The 21,622-nt window shown below is 54.7% G+C and carries 10 protein-coding genes; 7 read left to right on the top strand and 3 right to left on the bottom strand.

Features of this window, described 5'->3' with window-relative positions; translation table 11 throughout:
- Positions 1-19: 19 nt before the first annotated feature.
- The 3 genes from ABQ298_13265 to ABQ298_13255 all read right to left on the bottom strand — a co-directional run bounded on the left by ABQ298_13265 (position 20) and on the right by ABQ298_13255 (position 7,345).
- Entirely contained in the window at positions 20-1,264 is a 1,245-nt protein-coding gene (locus tag ABQ298_13265) for a vanadium-dependent haloperoxidase (protein MEQ9825348.1), read from the bottom strand.
- Between the two features lie 90 nt (positions 1,265-1,354).
- Positions 1,355-3,745, bottom strand: a complete 2,391-nt coding sequence (locus ABQ298_13260) for a hypothetical protein (GenBank protein ID MEQ9825347.1) — start codon at positions 3,743-3,745, stop codon at positions 1,355-1,357.
- 21 nt (positions 3,746-3,766) lie between these two features.
- Positions 3,767-7,345 carry an FG-GAP-like repeat-containing protein gene (locus tag ABQ298_13255; GenBank protein ID MEQ9825346.1) on the bottom strand — a complete coding sequence of 1,193 codons (3,579 nt, stop codon included), beginning with the start codon at positions 7,343-7,345 and terminating at the stop codon, positions 3,767-3,769.
- A 432-nt stretch (positions 7,346-7,777) separates the two neighbouring features.
- Here ABQ298_13255 and ABQ298_13250 point away from each other — a divergent pair, with 432 nt between their 5' ends.
- The 7 genes from ABQ298_13250 (at position 7,778) to ABQ298_13220 (ending at position 21,611) form a co-directional block, all read left to right on the top strand.
- Positions 7,778-9,931 (top strand): thioredoxin domain-containing protein, encoded by a 2,154-nt coding sequence (locus ABQ298_13250; protein MEQ9825345.1) that lies wholly within the window; start codon positions 7,778-7,780, stop codon positions 9,929-9,931.
- A 137-nt stretch (positions 9,932-10,068) separates the two neighbouring features.
- Entirely contained in the window at positions 10,069-11,439 is a 1,371-nt protein-coding gene (locus ABQ298_13245; GenBank protein ID MEQ9825344.1) for a glycoside hydrolase family 43 protein, read from the top strand.
- A gap of 64 nt (positions 11,440-11,503) precedes the next feature.
- Positions 11,504-13,429 (top strand): beta-L-arabinofuranosidase domain-containing protein, encoded by a 1,926-nt coding sequence (locus ABQ298_13240; protein MEQ9825343.1) that lies wholly within the window; start codon positions 11,504-11,506, stop codon positions 13,427-13,429.
- A gap of 485 nt (positions 13,430-13,914) precedes the next feature.
- On the top strand, positions 13,915-16,344 hold the full coding sequence (locus ABQ298_13235; GenBank protein MEQ9825342.1) for a c-type cytochrome: 2,430 nt from the start codon (positions 13,915-13,917) through the stop codon (positions 16,342-16,344).
- Between the two features lie 215 nt (positions 16,345-16,559).
- Positions 16,560-19,496, top strand: a complete 2,937-nt coding sequence (locus tag ABQ298_13230; protein MEQ9825341.1) for a hypothetical protein — start codon at positions 16,560-16,562, stop codon at positions 19,494-19,496.
- On the top strand, positions 19,493-20,527 hold the full coding sequence (locus ABQ298_13225) for an SUMF1/EgtB/PvdO family nonheme iron enzyme (protein MEQ9825340.1): 1,035 nt from the start codon (positions 19,493-19,495) through the stop codon (positions 20,525-20,527). The genes ABQ298_13230 and ABQ298_13225 overlap by 4 nt, the downstream gene beginning before the upstream one ends.
- A complete protein-coding gene (locus tag ABQ298_13220; protein MEQ9825339.1) occupies positions 20,511-21,611 on the top strand; it encodes an SUMF1/EgtB/PvdO family nonheme iron enzyme in 1,101 nt (366 codons plus the stop codon). Before ABQ298_13225 ends, ABQ298_13220 begins: the two co-directional genes overlap by 17 nt.
- Positions 21,612-21,622 lie beyond the last annotated feature (11 nt).

Genomic DNA, 21,622 nt, shown 5'->3' with positions numbered 1-21,622 from the left:
TGGGATGATTAGGGTTAAATCAGGGGTCGATGGGAAGCAGGGCGTTTTCAAAAATCCAGTCGGCTACCGCAATGCCAGCTTTTTGTCCTTCGATATTGTCGGACATGACATGGATGCCGCCCCAGATGCGACTCATGCCCACCTCTCTCCGTGCATCCGACAGGCGCTCGTAGCTGCGAACAGCACCGGGAAGACCATCGGATGTTGTGGTGAATGCGATCGCGTCGCTGTCAAAGAAGCGCTCGATCATGCGGGTCATTGCGGCGGTGTATGTGCTGTGTCCGGAAGTGTAGGACGGAAACGCCGGTGACGCCATGCTTGGGATAAAATCCGGGTTTGTTTGCAGGTGGGGATTGGTTGTGGGAAGGCTTTCCCGGATGGCGGTCTCAGGCCGCCATGTGCGGTAGTAGTATTTGGTTTCCCAACAGGTGATGCCCGCGTCTGCAGCTGCGATGTTGAGCAAGGCAAAGAGACGGGCCGTTTCGGGAACGGAAAGCTTTTGACGACGCGTGATGTCCTGGGCGATGAGATTCCAGTGACCTGCAGGGGTTGCGGAGCCAATGTCATCGGCCCAGAAAGGAGCACTGAGCGTTTGGTATTCATCGCGTTCTGCGGCATCCCGGGGTCCGATGCGTTTCACCATCTCCAATTCCTCTGCGTATTCCTCAGAGTCGAGGGGTGGGGGTGGAGGAGCCCGGAATTGGGATGATGAACGCAGAGCATAAGGTTTCACCTCACCCAGACGAGGAGCAATGGCTGGGCGAAAACCAGGGGGAGTTTCCCGCCAGACCCCTTGGTCCTGAGCCGCATAGCTGTGTTCGGGGGGTGGTACGGGGTGTTTTGCGCGTTCGTCGAGGACTGCCCGAGCTACAGTGCGTCCCCAGTCCAGTCCGAGATTTCGGGCAGAATCGTTGGGCACGGCTGCCAACGCGCGCTGGTATGCGGATTCAAAGTTGTAGGGATTGGCTCGCTGCTTCCAGAGTTCGTCGAGACAGAGGTAGGCTGCTGCGGCGACGGCAGCTGTGAGACTGGCACCTTCGGGGGCACGCTCGCTAACCAGCCATGGCTGATACTTGGGATCGAAGGAGTTGATGGTTTCAAAGATTGCGAGATGATAGGTGGCGAAATGCAGGGCTGCAATTGGTGGAGGATTTCGGGAGAGGCGCGTTGCATTGATGAGTTCATTGTTCCAGAACAGCACCGGATTGTCCTGCGGTTGAGGAGCAGCAGTGACGGCTGGGAGCAGGGCCAGCACAGCAATCATGCAGGATAGAGTGGATCGTAGCGTTGTCATGTGTGTCTGAAATATTGGGTAGGGATCATTTTTTTGAGCAAATATCAGGAGCTGGAGTTGCTACTTGCGATAGTCGGAACCAAGGGAGCGCAGCAAGTTGTTTAGATCGTCTGAGGGAAAGCGGAGGTTGTGGTGCTGCATGAGTGCATGCATGTGATGAGCCTGAAGGGGGGTGAGTTGCAGCAGATCGGATGTCTGGGCGGTAGCGATGCAGTCTTCAAGTTCGGCCTTGGCCAGCATCAGGCGGCTGCCGTGGGCCAGCACAATCGCACGTTGAACGCTTCGATCCCATGCGGTGGCAGGCATTGCATTGGCGATGTCTCCAACCAGAGTTGCCAGTTCATTGAGGAAATCGACGCGCTGCCCCAGGTGCTTATAGACCAGGGCGCGTGCGATGACGGCATCCCGGTTATCGGGGAAGGTGGAGGCCAGTGCTTCAGCAACCAGACGAGCGGGTTCGTCGCGGCGCATTTCCACAAAATATTCTGCAAGCCGACTGAGTCCGAGTGCCTCAGTCTGCGGGTCCACTGCTTTGAATACAGCAAGTTTTTGATCGAGGAAACTGGGAATATCGGGGAGATGGTATGGAATTGCCCGGAGGACTGGCGGCAACACCCAGCGCTGGAGGCGGTCATAGAGGGTATCCCGGTCGGCTTCGGCAGGTTCCCGAACGAGCAGGGGCAGCACCGTATCCCAGGACGGCAGAATGACATGGGTGAGCGTGGTGGCTTCGATCAGTGACTCGACTTCGGTGGACTCGGGTGCGCTGAGCAGGCGGGATGCGGCAACCTGCCCGGGATAGGATTCCCATGCGGTAGACATAAGGGTTTGGCTGTTCCCGTGAAACGAAAGGAAGTCGGAGGCTTCGGGCGGAGCGAGCACCCGCCTTGGAACGGTTGGATTCTGGGCGTACAGCCAGTGGGCAACGCTGCGATAGACCAGTGCATGGACATCCTGAGTTCCCGGAGCCTGATCTCCGTGCGGGCGGGTCCATATACCGGGATTCTTGTATTGCCAGCCCAGGGTTCCGCTTCCATAGACGAGAAGCACGGTCAAAATTACCCACGGTGAACGCTTCCAGAGTGAATCAAAGCGCAGGGACAGGTAAAGGATCGAAAGCGCCGACAGAACGACGATCCAGCGCACCCAAAACGTGGACAACAGCAACAACGCGAACAGCAGGATGGCTACTGGAAGTGGGTTCGTGTCAGTCGATTTGGAGTCGTGTTTCCAGCAGGCGAAGCCGATCATGAGAGCTGCGCTGAGCATGGGAAGCAGGATAAACAGTAACTCCGCTCCCTGAGAGTGGCGCAGCCACGCCAGCAAATTTGGGAATACGATGGTTTCATCGAGCGAAGTCAGGCGCTGCATGAATGTTGAGGGATAGGCCCACCCAGCAAACCCGTGATGAATCTGTACCGCAAACAAGGGAAGCAATCCGGCAATGGCAAGCAATGCTCCCATCACCCAAAACCGTTTCCCCCCATTTGCCGGACTCCAGAAAAGCGGTGTCAGGCGCAATCCACCCAGCCCCAGCCAGGCAACGGCATACAGGGGATGCACATACCGGAATTCAGTTGCACTGGCTTGCCAGGGGATGCGATCCAATCCACATGCCAGTGCGAGCATGGATGCCCCCACCAACGGGCCGAGCAGGCTATGAAACCAGTGGTTCACGGTGGCTCGGCGGGTCCATGCGGTAAGGGTTGTGAGCAGTAGGAGGGGAAATCCGATTCCCGGATCGAGCCAGAGACAAAAGGCCGTCAGCAGGGCTTGCAGGATGTGAAACCCAGTTCGCTGTGGAGTGTTGGAAGGGGTGAGCAGTTCTCGTCCCAATACCACGCCAGCGAGCAGCAGTGCGACCGTGCGTGGGCCGAGCACACCGGGTAAAAATTGTCCAGAGAAGATGGGCAAACCACTGATCGCCAGGGCAACGACGCTCATGGGCAGCCACTTCAAGCGGTGGCGCAGTGCAATCAGGGCAATTGAAGTCGCACTGGCATGCAGGATCACGGGTTCCCAAAGCGCGAGTTGCTCTGCTGCAATGCCAAAGGAGGCGGCGCCCCAGCCATAGATCAGACTCGCGACTAGTCCGAGCCACCACAGGTAGAGATGGGGAGCGTATTCACCCCGCCCCTCTGGCAGACTGTCCTGAGTGTAGTGGGGTTCGGTGCGAAGTCCGTGCTCGGGCAGGTTCTGCACCCGTTGAATCCAGCGAAATGTTTTCCCCCGCTCGTGATGACCGAGAAAATGACGCAGCTGATGTTCGTAGCCTGTGGGGGAATCGGCGTTCAACGCTGGGGCGGGTGTGCCCTGTGCAGAGAGCGATTGAACCCACCTCAGGTAGGGAAGTTGCACGACCGCGATCAGCACGAAACTCACACAGATCAGGACGGCGGTTTTGATCCAAGGCCGGGATACAAGTTGCGAAATGCGATCAGAAGGACTCATGGGAACCTGGGAATAGCTGAATCATGGAAGCGATGGGTGGGCCACGACTGCTGTGCCGTTGGCTGGATCGATCCGTTGTTGACTGACGGCACCATCAGGCCAGAGCACTTCGAGATCCATCCATTGCAGCTTGGGGTCAATACCGATGGCCACCGGAAGGGTGGACTGGGTGAACCAGCCGCCACCGCTGCCAATCTCGTGGTAGTAACGGCTGTCATCCGATCCCGTTCCCACCAAGCGTGCACCTGTCGCGGTCGGATTGGACGCGGGTCCGACGCACTGGATGCGCAGCCAACGTGCACTGTCGGATTGGTTTGCGAAATGCTCAGAAATTCCGCCATGGCGAGTCACAAACAGATCGGGTGCGCCGTTGGCCGGGTTTGGCAGGTCAAGGATAGCGCGTCCGTTACCGTGAAGCACGATGCCGGAGCGGGTGGGGTGCATGGGTTCGAAAGTACCGTTACCCCGGCCCAGGAGAACGAGTCCAAATCCGCCGTCAAAGTGGGGAATGGCGACATCAGTGTTTTGCGTAGCGATAAGGTCGGTGTGCCCATCCCCATCCACATCGCAAACCGCCCAACCCAGGATCGGTCCGATCTGCGCATTGGACGGGAGTGGTGAAAACTGGTAGGTGCCGTCTTCTTGACTGAGAAAAACGCCGGATTGGAATTGATCGACCTCGTAACGCTTTGCTGCTGCGAGACGCTCTTTCCCAAAGATATCCTCCAGCGAGGCGCGCGCATAGTCGTCGTTTCGCGGGTATTTGCGAAGCACTTCCGGCAAGTGCAGACCGATGTCGACCCTGGCTCGGGCGGGATAGAGAGTCCCACCGTCTGGAACCCCTTCGAGGATGTGGCGGGTGCCACTGGTTGAGAAGTGTCCGTAAAACAAAGTGTAGGGTTGCTCCGCTGTGCTTCGATAGGGCGTATTGGTTCCGAGATTGCCAACCGCAAAATCGAGGCGACCGTCGCCATTAAAATCGGCTGCGGCAATACCGTTCCACCATCCACGGCCCCCACTGTCGAAACCAAAGGCTTCGGTCTGATCCTTGAAGGTGCCATCCCCCTGATTGTGGAAAAACCGAACGACATCCCACTCGAGCGCAACCACCAGATCCGGATGACCATCCTGATCCACATCGCGGAAGACTGCCCCCTTCACGAGTCCGATTTTCCCATCATTGGGCAGTGCGGTACTGGCATCGCGAAATTGGGACCCCTCCCGCAGCAGCAGAAAACTTTGGGGCGACTGCGGGTAATACCCGGGAATGGAGCGACCCCCGAGGAAAAGGTCGAGCAATCCGTCGCCGTCCACATCCGCCAGACAGGCTGCACCTGTGTTGACGGCGACATCGGGGAAGGCATCTGTTGCGTGGGTAAATTGCCCCTTTCCGTTGTTGAGATGAAGCTCGGGCCGAAAACCCTCGGGCCACTTGGCCTGATTGGCACTGGCTTTGGTGACGATGAGATCGAAGTGACCCGTTCCATGAAAGTCGATGAGCAGTGGCGGCCCGTCTTCAACGGGGTTGTCCTGCACACTGGAAATGGCTTGTGTCTCAAAGCGTTCTCCCTTCGACCACAGCACCTGTCGGGGAGAACCCGTGGTTGCGCCGAGCACCAGATCCGGCTGGCCATCACCATTGAGGTCCCCCGCAGCGATTCCGGGACCTGCGCGGTCCGTGCGAAAGGGAATAAACTCCTGCTCACGATCGGGAATCGCGAGTTCGGAGGCGTCGGCTATGGCACTGCCGCGTTCCTTCGCAACCGACTGGAACAGTGGGTTCAAGACAGGTGTTTGCTCGTGCGTATGATCGGCAGACTCGTGAATGAGGTAAGCGCGGTCGACTTCGATGTTTTCGACCACCTGACGGATTCCTGAAGGCCATTGCACGACCAGGCGATGCACCTGTGTCTCCTGGCCAAGACCAAAATGAGCGACCATTTCGCTGCCTGAGGCGTAACCGCGGGAAATGACCATGGGTTTCATCTGAAGGCCCGCATCGGTTTCGAGCAGAACCGTGGCGCCTACACCGAAGGTATTGGATGTTGATCCCTGCAAACGCACCTGAATGCGGTGTTGCCCGGAAACATCATTGCGGAAAATGCTCAGACCTCCGTCGTAGTTGAGGTAAACCAGATCGAGATCCCCGTCGTTGTCAAAATCGGCAGTGGCGGCTCCGAAACTCACATCGATATCCTCAAGTCCCCATGCTTCGGTAACGGGTTCAAACCCATGACCAGAGCGGTTGCGGTAGGCGAGATTCGATTCGTCAAGCCGGGGGGACTGCTTCATTACATTGATGCGTTGCTGGTCGGTCATGGCGCGCATCATTCGTGCGAAGATGTCACTGTTGTTGGCTTCGCGGACCATGCCGTTGGTGACGTGCAGATCGGTCCATCCGTCATTGTCAAAATCCTCAAAGCGAATGGACCAGGTCCAGTCGGTGGCCTCTACACCAGCCCAGCAGGCTGCTTCCCCAAAAGTACCGGTTCCGGTGTTCAGCAGCAGTGCGCTACGCATGTACTGAGGTGGCGCGTCCTCCAGTGCGCTCGCCCGGAGAATATCACTGCGTGAGGCCGCCAAGCCCCGGCGGTCTTTTTCCCGGGTAGTGGTTGCCATATCAGCAACAAGCAGGTCGGGGAAACCGTCGTTGTTGATGTCTCCCAGGTCGGCACCCATGGAGGAGTAGGGAATGTTCGACACGATTTGATGGATGACGTTGGAAAACGTTCCATCCCTGTTGTTGAGGTAAAAATGGTCGGGACCTAGAAAGTCATTGGCGATGTAAAGATCGGGATACAGGTCACCATCGGCATCGATCCAGGTGGCGGAATGCCCAAACGTTTCGCCTGCGATACCGGCTGATTCAGTGACGTTCACAAAATAGCCATCACCGGTATTGCGATAGAGGAAATCCCTGCGACCGGACGGTTCGGTGCCGTCCATCTGGTTGGTGAGGATGAAGACATCGAGCCAGCCATCGCGGTCGTAGTCGGCAAACGCTCCGATGACGCTGCCATCAGAGAGATCGAGACCGCGCTTGGCACCTTCTTCCTTGAATGTTCCGTCACCCTGATTGATGTAGAGCAAATTGGGGGCATCATTGCGGCAGATGTAGAGGTCAAGCCAACCGTCGTTGTTGACATCGGCAAAAACCGCACCTTGTCCCCAAATGGCATTTTTGGAGCCGCCCAGGGTTTGTTGCAGCCATCCCACGACAGAACCTGCACCGCTGAGACCTGCCTTATCGGTGACATCTTTAAATTTCCAGTTTCCGAGATTGCGAAAGAGTCTGCCCGGACGGGTTTTGGTACTGACATAGAGATCGACCAAACCGTCTCCGTCGAAGTCACCGGCCGCAACTCCTGAACCCATGGCCCCTCCCATGAACTCCCGGTAGCGTTTGGACCACATTGTGGGATCGTCATAGGCGTTATTGACGATGAGTCCTGTTTCCTCCGGAGTGAGGCGCTGAAACAACGTATTTCCGCTTCCGCCAGAAGCAGAAGCAAAGGGTTGGCTTTCGATGGAACCTGCCCATCCCAAAATGGATACAGCGGGCACGGTCAGCAGGGATTTCAGGATATGGGAGTACCGCATGAGCATGGGGTGTTCGTGGGTCGATGCAGGTGCAGACGGGTCGAGAGATGAATCCGCTGTTACCGTCAGGGTTCGGTTTCAGCGGTTTCAGATCTGAAATTGTTGCTAATGTTGAGCGGGATCGAAGGCAAGAGGGTATGGGGTAGGTAGTTCAAAAGATATAGAAATAGCTATGGCATTGGATGTGCGGTATCGGTTTAGCGTGGTTTCCAGTCGGAAATTCTGAGACATCTTGAGATGGATAGGGTTGGGGGATCGAACCAGCCGAAGCACTTTTTACGTTTATGGGCAAATAGCTGACCTCCAGCAGGTCTGGTATACCATTACCATACAGGGTGCGCATGGTATTGAAAACCTGGACTGTATCCGCGAGAGATGACTTCAATCCCCACTGCCATGATGCAAAACCCCTGTAACGTTCCAACTGCATTCATGCTTCAGACATTCTGGAGCCTGATGCTGTGTCTGCTCGGTGTGACTGCAAGTATGGAGGCATCCCCCAATGCCCCTCGGGCAAATCACCTGGCTGGATCGCATTCTCTCTATTTGCTGCAACACCAATTCAATCCGGTGGAGTGGTATCCCTGGGGGGAAGCAGCATTTCAAAAAGCTCGGGATGAGGGAAAGCCCATCCTGGTCAGCATCGGCTATTCGACTTGCCACTGGTGCCATGTGATGGAGCGGGAATCCTTTTCGAATCCCGCGATTGCGGCACTTCTGAACGAGAGTTTTGTATCCATTAAGGTTGATCGGGAGGAGAGGCCGGACATTGACCGGATCTATATGATGTTCATGCAATCCTTCTCAGGATCGACTGGTTGGCCGCTCAACGTTTTTCTGACGCCCGAGCTGAAGCCATTCTTCGGTGTAACTTACCTTCCACCTGAGGGTGAGTCGGGGCAAGTGGGCTTTGCAGACCTGTTGAAGCGACTGGCAAACCTGTGGGAACGGGATCAGTCGCGACTGGAGCAAAACGCCGACGAGATGGCTGCACGATTGCGTGAGTTTACTGAGCGCGAACGTGGATTTGCGGATGGTGACCCCATGCAGTCGATTGTGAAAGCGGTGCATGCATTTCAAGTGCAGTATGATGAGGAATTTGGTGGTTTTGGCCCAGCTCCCAAGTTCCCCATGCCATCCATCTTGTCATTTCTCCTGCAGTATGCGGTCGTCGAAGGAGATGAATCCTGGATGGAGCGCCTGGAGTTGACTGCGGATCAAATGGCAGGTGGAGGTCTATTTGATCAAGTGGGCGGAGGGTTTTCCCGGTATGCGGTGGATGCGGCGTGGTCCATTCCCCACTTTGAGAAAATGCTCTACGACAATGCTCAATTATTGGAGTGGTATGTGGATCTTTACACCGTCACAGGTGAAACACGGTATTTGGGAGTGGCCCGGCGCATTGCCGAATATGCGATGAAACACCTGTTGAGCGAAACGGGGGCCTTTTACAGTGCGGAGGATGCAGAGAGCGAAGGAGAAGAGGGGCGATTCTATCTCTGGACGGAAGCGGAATTGCAGCAAACGCTGTCAGTTGAAGCAATGGAGATTCTGAAGCAGTACTTTGAAATTTCACCTGAGGGAAATTTTGTGAATCCGCATACGGGGGTGTCGACGGGCGAGCTGATACTGCGTCGGCATCAGGACTCCCTGTCTCATGGGGATTTTGAGAGCTTGCGAGACATTCTTGACCAGCTTTACCGTGTGAGAGAACAGCGCACACGACCCCGACTGGATGACAAAGTCCTGACGGCGTGGAACGGATTGATGATTGGCGCGGTTGCCAAGTATGCGAGTGTTTCGGAGGATGACACCTTCGCAGCGGTCGCGCGGGATGCCATCGCATTTCTCCGCAAGGAACTCTGGGAACCCGAAGAGAGGCGATTGAACCTGCGCTGGCGAAAAGGGCACGTTGATTCTTTTCAGTGGCTCAATTCGTATGCCTACTTACTCGATGGTGTGCTCGATGCTTATGAGACGATGCTCGACCCGGAATACCTGCAGTTTGCAGAGGAACTGGGACAGGCAATGATCGCGCGGTTTTATGATCAGAAGTCGGGAGGATTTTGGCAGACGCAATCTGATGGATCACAAATTCTCGAACTCAAGGATGAACACGATGGTCCCGAACCTGCGGGAAACTCGGTGGCAGTTCTCGCACTGTTGAAGCTCGCTGCCATAACGGAAAACGAGGACTATCAAGCGGTGGTGTCGCAAAGCCTGAACCACTATCAGGTTGCATTGCAGGAGCGTCCAGATGATCTCCCCTATTTGCTCAAAGCCCGGTTGTGGCAGCAGTCTCCGATGACGCGTGTTGTCATTTCGGGAGAGCCTGGAGGAGTGAAACACCGTGAGTTGTTACGGGCTGTGCATCGTGTGTACCTACCTGGCAAGGTGGTATTTGGCACCGATGGAGGGGTGGAACCCTTTGCGCAAACACTGGCATCGGAGCATGCGCAGGTATTCGTCTGTCATGGCAGACAGTGCAGTTTGCCGGTTGAGAATCCAGAGGAAGTGCATGCTGTTATGCGCAAGGGGGTAGTTGTGGAATTTGCGACGCAAGGCAAGCCTGCAAGTACTCTCTGAGTTTCGGGAGAACTTTGGATGGATATAGGCATTCTCTGTCATTGGTGATACCTTGAGGGTTGCGGGTTGACAGGCGGGATCGAGGCTGGGGAAATGAGAGGGTTCGCATTCCTGAACGCAGCTTTCGACTCCACGCGATGAAATCACTGATAGTTACCCTTTTGGGATTGCTCAGCTGTGCACCCAGTTGTCTGGCGGTCAATCCGATCATTCAGACCCTCTTCACGGCCGACCCTGCTCCCATGGTCTACAACGACAAGGTGTATTTGTACACCACTCACGATGAAGACGGTTCCACCTGGTTTACGATGAAGGACTGGCGGGTCTACTCATCGGACGATATGGTCAATTGGACGGATCATGGCTCACCCCTGTCGCTCGATGATTTCAGCTGGGCCAGTAAAGATGCCTGGGCAGCCCAGTGCATTGAACGCAATGGAAAATTCTATTTCTACATCTGCGCGCATCACACGGAACTCAATCGCATGGCAATCGGGGTTGCGGTTTCCGACAGCCCGACGGGGCCATTTGTTCCGCCGTTTGATGAACCCCTGGTTGCGGCGCATTGGGGAGATATCGACCCCACCGTGTTTATCGATGATGATGGTCAGGCGTATCTCTACTGGGGCAATCCTCACCTGTGGTATGTGAAGCTGAACGAGGACATGATTTCCTATGACAGGGAACTGGGAGTGGTGCAGGTTCCATTGACGCAGGAGGGCTTTCACACTCGGGAGGAAGTCACAGAGGAGCGACCCTCGGCCTACGAAGAGGGGCCATGGCTGTACAAACGCGAAGAGCTATACTACATGCTCTATCCGGCAGGTGGCGTACCCGAGCACCTGGCCTACTCGTATGGGCCGAGTGCGACGGGTCCCTGGCAGTATGGCGGAGTCATCATGGAAGTGATTGAAGAAGGGGGAGCGTTTACGAATCACCCCGGTCTCATCGAATACAAGGGAAATGCCTACCTGTTCTACCACAACGGGGCACTGCCGGGGGGTGGGGGATTCAACCGATCCGTTTGTGTGGAACCCTTTGAATTCAATGCGGACGGGAGTATTCCGTTGATCGAACCGACCCGGGAAGGCGTTGTGGAAGCTGTCGCATGGCTCAATCCCTATCGACGAGTGGAGGCTGAAACCATTGCGTGGACCGGGGGAGTTGAAACCGAACGGGATGCGCAGGTTGGCATGGTCGTCACCGACATTGACGATGGAGATTTCATACGGGTTCGCAGTGTGGATTTGGGTGAAGGTCCTGCCCAGTTTACCGCGAGCATAGCTGCGGCGGAGTCAGGCGGAAGCATTGAAATTCGCCTGGATTCAAGGGACGGGACCCTGATTGGAACCTGCAGTTTGGAGGCAGGAAATAGTCCGGATGACTGGGTGATGCAGTCCTGCGATGTTGCCCCGATCACTGGCGTGCACGACCTGTATTTTGTGTTTGAGAAGGTTTCGCAGAAGCAGGTTCGTTTTGATTTCTGGAAATTTTCGAAACAGGGCTGATTTGCTCCAACATGGGGTATGTCGCCGCAATGCACAGTCTTGGCACATTTCGACGAATTGAAGCATGAGTCGTGAAGCTGGCCATTGCCGTCCTTTTTTCAATCTGCGCATGGGACTGATCGCAGTGGGAATGGGGATGCATGTCTGGTGCTCCGGAGCGGTGCGTTCCTTCGATGCATCCGAGGTCAAGTTGTTGCCGGGGAGTCCGATTCAGGATCGCCAGGAATTGCATCGTGGGCATTACCTGGCTGCATTGGATATCAACCGGCTGCTCTTTCACTACCGTGATCTCGCAGGCCTTGCGCAGCCGGAAGGAGTCGAGCAAGGGTATCCGGGCTGGGATCAGAGCTTTCTCCGAGGTCACATGGCCGGACACTATCTCTCTGCAGCATCGCGCATGGCTGTTGCCACTGGTGACGATTCATACCGCGACAAGGTGAATGCGATGGTGCATATTCTCGGGCAGTGTCAGCAGGCACTGAATGAAGATGGTTACCTTGCTGCCTTCCCTTCGGGTGCTTTCGATCTGCTCGAGGGCAAATCGGGTGATGGGGGCGGTGTGGTCGTTCCCTACTACATCGTTCACAAGATCATGGCAGGCCTGCTGGATGCGCATGAATACCTTGGAAATGAAGAAGCCATCGGTATCGTGAACCGGATGGCCATGCATTTTGTCCGCAGGCTGGAGGATCTGGATGACGAACAGCTGGAGTCCATGCTGCGCACGGATCATAGTCGCAATCCCCAGAACGAGTTTGGAGCCATCAGCGATATTCTCGCCAGGCTCTATGCTGCTACAGGGGAAGAACGGTATCTTGCGACAGCCAGTCTGTTCAATCGTGCGTGGTTGGTGGAACCCCTTGCCAATGGGGAAAATCCACTGCCGGGTTTGCACGGGAATACGCATATCGCGCAAGTGCTCGGCTTTGCATCTGTTGCCAAATGGACAAAGGATGTAGACCTTTTTTCAGCCGCAGAGCATTTTTGGACCATAGTCACACAAGATCACTCGTTTGCCATTGGAGGAAATTCGTTCAATGAATGGTTTGGTCAGCCGGGTGTGGAGTCCGGCCCCAGCATTGACAGTGGAAAGGCGTTGCCCGCTACGACGGCCGAAAGCTGCACTACCCACAATATGCTGAAACTGACCCGATCCCTGTTCGAGCAGCATCCATCGGCGAAATATGCGGACTATTACGAGCGCGCACTCTACAATCACTTGCTTGCGACGGTTTCCCCGGATTCGGGTGCCATGAGTTATTTCACACCCCTACGAGGACATTTTCGCACCTATCTCGATGGTACTCACTGTTGTGTGGGGTCCGGGATTGAAAATCCTCCGCGCTACAATGAAGGAATCTACTTCACCGAAGCGAATCGCCTTTGGGTGAATCTCTACATTCCCTCTGAACTGAATTGGACGGACCGAGGAACCGTGTTGCGCATGCAAGGGGATGTGCTTCGTGGAGAAGCCATGAAGCTGACGGTGCTGGAGCCTGGCAGGGATGCCTTTGAACTCCTGCTGCGCATTCCCCATTGGATTACAGAACCTGCCGTCGTGGAATTGAACGGAACGGAAGTGCTTCGCGAATCCGCAGCATCCAGTTATGTCAGCCTTCATCGTGTCTGGAAATCCGGGGATGTGATCACGCTTCGCTTGCGGGGTGCGCTTCGATTGGAACCCTCAATGGACGATGAACGCATGGTTTCCATTTTTCATGGACCCGTACTGTTGGCGGGAGCCTTGGGGGATGACGCGATGCCGCATGATGTTGCGGACAAGGATGCCTATCTCGAAGCACCAGCAACGCAGGTTCCTGTCATTTTGAGTGATTCGCGCGAACCTGCGGATTGGCTTCGTCCGGTTGACGATAACCCCTTGGTCTTTGTGGCGCGCAATGTAGGTCCTGCCGACGGCATTGTCTTTCGCCCACTTTACGACCTCCACCACCAACGATACGCTGTTTATTGGCAAGTTGAGAATCCCTGATGACAGGGTATTGGGTTTTCAGCCTATTGGAATACGGAATATCCCTCCGCTCAGGAAATACAATTGCGTGAAGAGAGAAGCATCGATGTGAAGCTTTGAGTGAAGGTGGCGAGCTTTGCCCTGGTCCTGGGTGGTGTGCAGGATTGAAGTGAAATATCGATTTTTGTTTATCTGTTTATAAGTGTTGTGAATAGTCTACATAAGAGAAGGTTATAGAAATTCGGGATAGGTCAATATTCTCTGAATTACATAGGTATCGGTATTTCTTTTGAGATATATTTTTGGATGGTGCTTGCCATGCATAGGGTGGATTTCTAGTCACGGTTTTTGTTTCTACCACCCCAAACATGGATTGCATAAAAAACCCCGACCGACCCCGGGAATATCGACGAAAGTTGTTGTTCATAAGTGGCATTATTGCAGTGCTGGCAATCGTCACTGTGTGGGCTTTTGCTGTGATTAGAAGTCCTGAGATCACACCTGCAATGCGAGGGAGAACGGTAGCGCATGAGCAGGGCTGTTTTGCCTGCCATGGACCCGAAGGTGCGGGCGGAGTTGCGGATCCCGGTGCTCGTGGAGGAATGGTTCCGGGTTGGGATGGTCCGACCGTAGCTACCCTCGCCGTGAATGATGCGGAGATTGTCGAATGGATCCTTGATGGAAGACCTGAGCGGCTGAAGGCGGTGGATCTTCACGTCGGACGCGAACCCCTGTTGCCGATGCCTGCTTATCGGGACAAAATCTCGAAATCGGAACTCGAGGACCTGATGGTCTACTTTCGTGCCGTATCCAATTTTGACACCAACATTCCGACGATGGCCTATGAAGGGTGGGTGGAAGCCGAAAAGCTGGGTTGTTTTGCTTGCCATGCAGCAGGTGGCATTGGGGGGACTCCCAATCCCGGTAGTTTCAAAGGACACATCCCGGCGTGGGATGGGAAGGAGTTTGCTTCACTCGTAAAGGATGAGGCTGAGCTGCGCGAGTGGATCATGGATGGATATCCGAAGCGACTGCTGGAAAACCCTGCGGCACGCTATTTTATCGATTCACAGATCGTGCAAATGCCTGCCTACCGGGCGAATATCACCGAAAATCAGCTGCTGAAAATCATGGGATACATTCACTGGCGTCGCGAGCAGCGTAAGCAGTCAGAAATGCATGATCCCCTGCCGCCTGAATTTCCACCGGAAACCGGGCGACCTGCCTTACCACTCTATCGTTCCCCACAACATATTGTGCGTTCCCCTGATCAGGAAAAAGTATGGGTGGTCAACTACACGGCGGCGTTGATGACTGAAATTGATGTGCGAAGCCGCAACATTCTTCGCGAGATTTCCGTCAGTGAACGACCGACGCAGGCCAGGTTTTCGCCGGATGGGAAGTTCTTGTACGTGAGCTGTACCTGGGCGGGCGAAATCAACGTGATCGACGTTGAACAAGGCTGTGTCGTGCGGTCGTTGAAGGCGGGGATGGAGCCGTGCGGGCTGGCAGTTTCGGATGACGGTAAGCGCCTTTATGTCACCAATGTGGTTTCTGGTTCGGTATCGATACTGGATATTGAAAGTGGAGATACTCTTGTGGAGACGGAAGTGGGCAATCAACCCCGGTTCATCACCCAAACTCCAGACGGCAAACGGCTGCTTGTTTCGAACGGACTGGATCCCTGGGTCAGTGTGCTGGATGCCGATGATGGGAGCGAGATTGGAGAGTATCACATGGGTCGTGCCTCCATGCTGCGGGAGATCGTCTGCAGCTCGGACGGAAGATGGGCTTTCCTCACGAACCTGGTGTCTCACAATGAAGTGCCCACGGTGCAGATGGAGCGCGGTTGGATCAATTCCAACGGTTTCACTATCCTGGATCTGAAGCAACCCAATCGCAGGGTGACGCTGTTGCTGGACCAGTTGCTCAGTGGTGCAACGAACCCTACGGGGCTTGCATTGTCTTCTGATGGACAGCGCTTGTATGTGAGTCTAGCTGGAATTCATCAGGTCGCCATCGTCGATGTTCCTGCCGCGCTGGAACTTGCCGAAAAAACCAAGACCTTGCGAGAGATTCAGCTTTTGGAAGAGAACGTCGAAATCCTGCATGAGCAAGGTATCGCCCGCCGCTTACCCGCAGGTGGCTTGGGGCCGCGTTCCCTGGCGTTGATCGAATCGACTGGCGAGCTGTTTGTGGCCAATTATTTCTCTGACAACATCACGGTGCTGGATGCCGAATCGGGTGAAGTCCGTGATACGATTCCGCTGGGTCCGGTGCAGGAAATGACCGAGTGGAGAGAAGGTGAACTCATGGCCAATGATGGACGGATCACTTACCAGAATTGGATCAGTTGTACGAGTTGCCACCAGGAAGACACATCCAGTGATGGACTGAATTGGGACTTGGCGAACGATGGCCTGGGTAATGCCAAAAACAACAAGTCGCTCCAGGACACTCATTTTTCTCCTCCGGCGATGTGGAGTGGCGTTCGCATGGACCTATTTGATGGTGTTGGTGCGGGTGAACGGTTTCAGGGATTTGTTCCCATGGCCCACATACAAGGGCCGCTGACTGAGTATCTTTCGCACCCTGACCGTGCCCCGAGTCCTTATCGGGATGAAGATCCTGAAATACTCAAACATGGGGAGATGCTCTTTGTTGCCGCCGGATGTGATGTATGCCATCCCCCTCCTTTTTACACCGATATGAAATTCCATGATCTTCATTTTGGAACCCCAAACGACTTCCGAAACCGTTTTGATACACCTTCTTTAAAGAGCACTTATCGAACAAAACCCTATCTCCATGACGGACGTGCCCCAGATCTTCACTCACTGTTTACAGAGCACAATCCGAATGATGTGCATGGGAGAACGCGAGGTTTTACACAGGAAGAACTCAACGCACTTGTTGCTTATTTAAGGAGTCTTTGATGAAAGCCAAAAAATCACTATTACGCTGGTTTTCCGGACTGAGCCTTGTGACCATAGCGATTTCTTCGATTTTGAATGCTTGGAGTAAGGAAGATCCGAAGTTGATCTATCAACCTGGGGGAATGCATCCACCCTATGGAGTCCTTTCTCCCGAACTGCAAAGAGAAGTGCAATTGGCAGACAGCGGTCAACCGCCCTCAAGGTTTGGCAAGCTCATGAGCAAACAATGGGCATACGGTGCCAAGTGGACTCGGGAGAACCTTCAGCCAGTCCCAAACCCTCATCCGTTTCCTGAGCCCCAGCCGACTCGGGAGAACCCGTTTGATGTGGAGATCTCACAAGATGGGACGAAGGTTTACATCAGCATGATCGGCTCGGAACTGGAACCTGGAAACAGTGTTGCGGTATACGATGTGGAGGCCGGTGAAGTGGTTCGGCGAATCCTTTTGAAACCGGGAGATCAATCGGGGCCGCCTGCCTCGTCTCCCATGCGGCTGAGTTTGCACCCTGAAGGACGCTATCTTTTTGTATCCAATCGGTTCTCCAACTTTATCAGTGTGATCGATACCCGGAAGGATATCGTCGTACAGGAAATTCCGATCGATTTTTACGCTCAGGATATCACCTTTTCGGCAGATGGTCGTGTTGCCTATGTCGCGAATCGTTACCTCGACCAAGTATTCCTGATCGATATTGAAACGGGGAAGGACTCCATTTCGGCCCAAATGCGAATCATCGGAGGGATGGATGATCAAGTGTTTTTTGCGGAAAACGGAATTGGGTCGATTCTGCGGCGCAGTTGCGGAACCGTGGGTTGCCACGATGAAAAGCGCGGCGGATTTGTGGCGGGTGAAGACCTGCATGCAAGTTTTATCTCGGCACTGGACCACTTGGTTCCCGGACATTCCGAACAGAGTCGGTTGTTGCGTGCCGTGATTCGCAAGCATGACGGCGGCTATGCGGACATCATGCCACTCTATGCAAGCCATGCCAATCAAACGGTTGTATTTTCTGATCCTGAAAATGACCCGGATTTCAAGGCGATTAAACAATGGATCGATAGTACTCAGATTGGCCCCGGGGTGGATGTCGGGAATCCCCACAGCAAACCGAGTGTGGTCGCACTCAGTCCAGATGGGCGCCATCTCTTTGTTGGGAATTCTGGGACAACGGATATCTCGATCATCGACACGCAACTCAATCAAGAGGTTGGCGGTATCTACATCCAGAACGTAACCAATGACCTGAAAATCATCACGGATGAAAAAACCGGTGAACACTGGCTGCTCGTGACGACGATGGGAGTTGGGTTTGGAACGGCAAAAGAACGGGACCCATGGGGAGGTGAAACGTGGGACCGGGACAATGCGGCCTCTCAGTATACAGTCTGGCGTGACTACATCTCAGGATTTGTTTTCCCGAAAGAAGAACAGGAGATACTGGGGCCGTTTGAAGCGACGGATGGCACTGCCAATGTGAAATTTCGGGATATTCAAAACGATGTGGTTTTGATCAACCTCACCCATCTGTCTATCCCCGAAGCCCCTTCTGAAGAGGGATTATCCTATCTCCTTCTCCCAAACCGCTATGAAGCGCACCAAAACTGGGTTCGGTACACCTCAGATACTGCAGAGGCGATGGTGGGGGATGTGAAGGGAGACATTCCGCCGGACCTGATGCGGGTGGTGGGCGCGCTTCCTGAAAAGATGGCGGTCGTGGGCGACCGGATTTTTGTGACCATGCAAGGTTCGGGAGAAGTCCAGGAATTTCGTTTCGAACCGGGTGCGCATGAACCCAGTGACACTCTCGTTCCTGTTCGGAATTACTCAACCGGTTCTCAACCTTTTGGCATTGTCGCCGGAGTTCCCGATTCTCCTTCTGCGGGAAAACTCTTTGTCGCCAATTTTCTTGGCAGCTCCATTTCGGTGATCGATTGCGAATCCGGGGAGTCCGTGGAAGTGCTGATTGATCCCAGCATTGAGCAGTTGCCGTATGGCATCACCAATGCGGAGCGAGGCGAGTTCGCGGTGCATACCTCCTTTTTCACAACGGACAATGACCAATCTTGTGTCAGTTGCCACCATGACGAACTGAACGACGCACGCGGCTGGGGGGTGAGCCAGATCATGGGGCAGGAGTATTTGGCAGGTCAAAGCAAAGTGGGGCAGCTTGTCGAGGGAACCACGATGCTGCCACCCCAGCAGAAAAGCCTTTGGCAGATACAGCCCTTTTTTATGGAAGGATCGCTTTCGGTGTACGATCCCCGCTCGATGCAAATGGAGCATTGCCCTGCAGATGACTTCAAAGATGTGCTGCTCGGGGAAGACTACCTCTGGTTGGAAGCACATGGGCCGGTTCTGGCGGTAGCCGACGTGCAGTCCAAGACCACTTCCTCGGTTGACAATGAAGCCAGTCTTGAGGAACGGCGGGCCGAGTTTTTCCGTCGTCAGTCCCTGAAATACTTTGGAAAAGCTTTTGTGCTGCGAGATTATCAGCGATTCATTGGCGAGTGGCAGGCCCATGAACCGCGCTTGATGCCCAATCCCTATGATCAAGAGTCTGCCTCCATCCTTCGGGGAAAAGCCCTGTTCGAGCATCCCCAACAAGGTTGTGTATCCTGCCATCCTGCACCAAGCTTCGCCAAAAAGGACATGCCTGATAACCCGCGGCAGGTGCTGCCTCCGCAGGTTCCGCTCAGCGTGAGGGATTCCGGTTTCACGCTGATCAGCATGCGGAGCCTGGACTACATTGCCGGGATTCGTCATGACCTTGAGCCTCTGGATGCCGGGCGCTTTGAAACCCCGGATCAGAATCAGCACCTCACCCCTTTGCAACTACGGGGTGCCTGGGATCGGCCCGCACTGTTTTTGCACAATGCCATGGCCCGCACCCTGAGAGAAGTGGTTGCGGCTCCGGGTGTGGAAGGATTGGGCTGGTTCAAATACGAACCCCTGTTTGGAGGTTCTCCCGAAAGACCGGGAAGACGGGAAATCGGTTTCAATGAAACCTACATGATTCCGCAGGCGACGAAAGCGGCCAAAGTACACCTGCAAACCGGTGGAAGAATCGCCAGTGACGCACATGGCGGCACAACGCACCTCACCCAACAACAGATCGATGATCTGGTCAATTTTCTGTTATCGATCGAATGAAACCCAGACACTCAGTTACGATTTTCCTGTTGCCAGTGGTTGCGGCGCTTGCCGTGGGTCCGGGCTGCGGTCAGAAAGGTGCAGGCTCCGACGCAATGCCTGAGATTCGTGAAATTCACCACGCGAAAGATGATTCGGTGATGGTGATGATCCCGAAAACATCGTTTTTGATGGGGACCGCCGACTCGCATCCGGATTTGCCCTCGAGGAGACCCACGGTCGGCTGGGTGAAGCCAGTTGATGTGAAAATCATCCGTGCATGGGAACAATGGGCGCTGGAGGATGAGCGGCCCCTGCGAACGGTTTATCTGGATGCATTTGCCATGGATCGTTACGAAGTGACCAACCGGCAGTACCGACTTTTTTTGGAGGATGTTGAGAAGTTTGGCGACGCACAATGGGCACATCCTGATCAACCCAAAGGCAAGGATCATACTCCCCGGTACTGGAAATCGTTTAATCCACTGCTGGCAAATCCAGAATACGCCCGGGTTGCTCAATTTGATGCAGATACCTTTACGGATGATTCCAAACCCGTCGTAGGTGTGGATTGGTGGGATGCCTACGCCTATGCAAAATGGGCAGGAAAACGACTTCCGACCGAAGCAGAGTGGGAATTGGCTGCTCGCGGCACGGATGGTCGTCGTTGGCCCTGGGGCGACGACTGGCAGTGGGGGTTGTGCAACATCGTTGGCGAAAAGTCCGGTGAAGATGTGCGCACGAAAGGATTTGAAAAGGACGGCTGGATCTATCCGGCCCCTGTTGGAAGCTTCCCGGGTGGGCGCAGTCCGTGGGGTTGTGAGGATATGGCAGGCAATGCGTCCGAGTGGGTAGCCGATTGGTATGCTGCGGATGCATATGGCACACAAGGCAACAAAAACCCATGGGGGCCGGAAACTGGCTCCGAACGTGTCATCCGAGGGGGTAGCTCCCAGAATTTCCCAAGCAACACACGTTGCGCCAAGCGTGACCAGCGTGAACCCGAATTTAAAACCTTCATCCTTGGATTTCGTTGTGCAAAAGACCTTTAATTTCTCTCTGCTGACCCTGTTCGTATTGTCGCTTAGTCCCTGTCTTCAGGCCAGTGACGATGTGACGATACCGGAAGGCATGGTATATGTTCCTGCCGGAGACTTTCTGATGGGAGACAACCGGGGGAACTTTGATGAAAAACCTGCACACCGTGTCTGGCTGTCTCCGTATTTCATCGACCGAAACGAGGTAACGGTGGAAGAATTCAATGAATTTGTCAGGGCTACCGATGGATATGACAAGGTTGAAGGTCCTTGGTTTCGGATTTCGACTGCCGCATGTGTGGAGCTGCTGAAGCATTTTGAAGCGCGTTATGGGGCCACCTACGCTGCATACAAACCCGAGATGCTGCGAGAGACGGATGCCGCTGAACGACAGACCCGTGACTTGCTTTGCTGGAAAGCGGTTGTTGCTGCATTGCGAGTCTTGCTTGGCCCTGAGTCTTCAGCACTCGCAGATGAAAATGCGGCATATATCGCTGGCTCGGAGATCATTCGTCAACGTGTGGAGAGCGAGAGACGCATGCCAGTACGGTTTGTAACCTGGAGGGACGCGGCCTCTTATGCGCGCTGGGCGGGCAAACGTCTGCCCACGGAAGCGGAGTGGGAAAAGGCTGCTCGTGGAACAGATGGACGCGCATTTCCCTGGGGAAATACCTGGGATTCGAGCAAAGCCCGGAGCGGGCTTGACGCCGATGCCGGCCCTGTGGAAGTCGGGAGTTACCCCGAAGGCGCGAGTCCGTATGGATGCCTCGATATGGCTGGGAATGTTTGGGAATGGTGTGAAGACTGGTTTGGGGAGTTTTATTATCAGGAATGTCCGGATGGAACCGTTGACCCGAAAGGACCGAAAGGTTTGCCCAATGGTGAAATACCCGCTCCTGACCCCACCGTCAATCAACTGGGAAACCCCTACGTTCAGGGTCGCGAAACCGATACGCGCAAAATTGTGCGGGGCGGCTGCTGGGCTGGTGGATTGGTGGGCATGACTCCATTTAACAACCGTTGCGCAAGGCGCCTGTGGTCCAACCCTGACTATTGGTCTCAGGATACAGGATTCCGCTGTGCAAAAGATGCTCCTTAACCCTTCAAGGT

This window comes from Puniceicoccaceae bacterium (assembly GCA_040224245.1).
Lineage (GTDB): Bacteria > Verrucomicrobiota > Verrucomicrobiia > Opitutales > JAFGAQ01 > JAKSBQ01.
The sequence above is the reverse complement of the archived record's forward strand: the minus strand, read 5'-3'. Positions and strand labels throughout refer to the sequence as shown.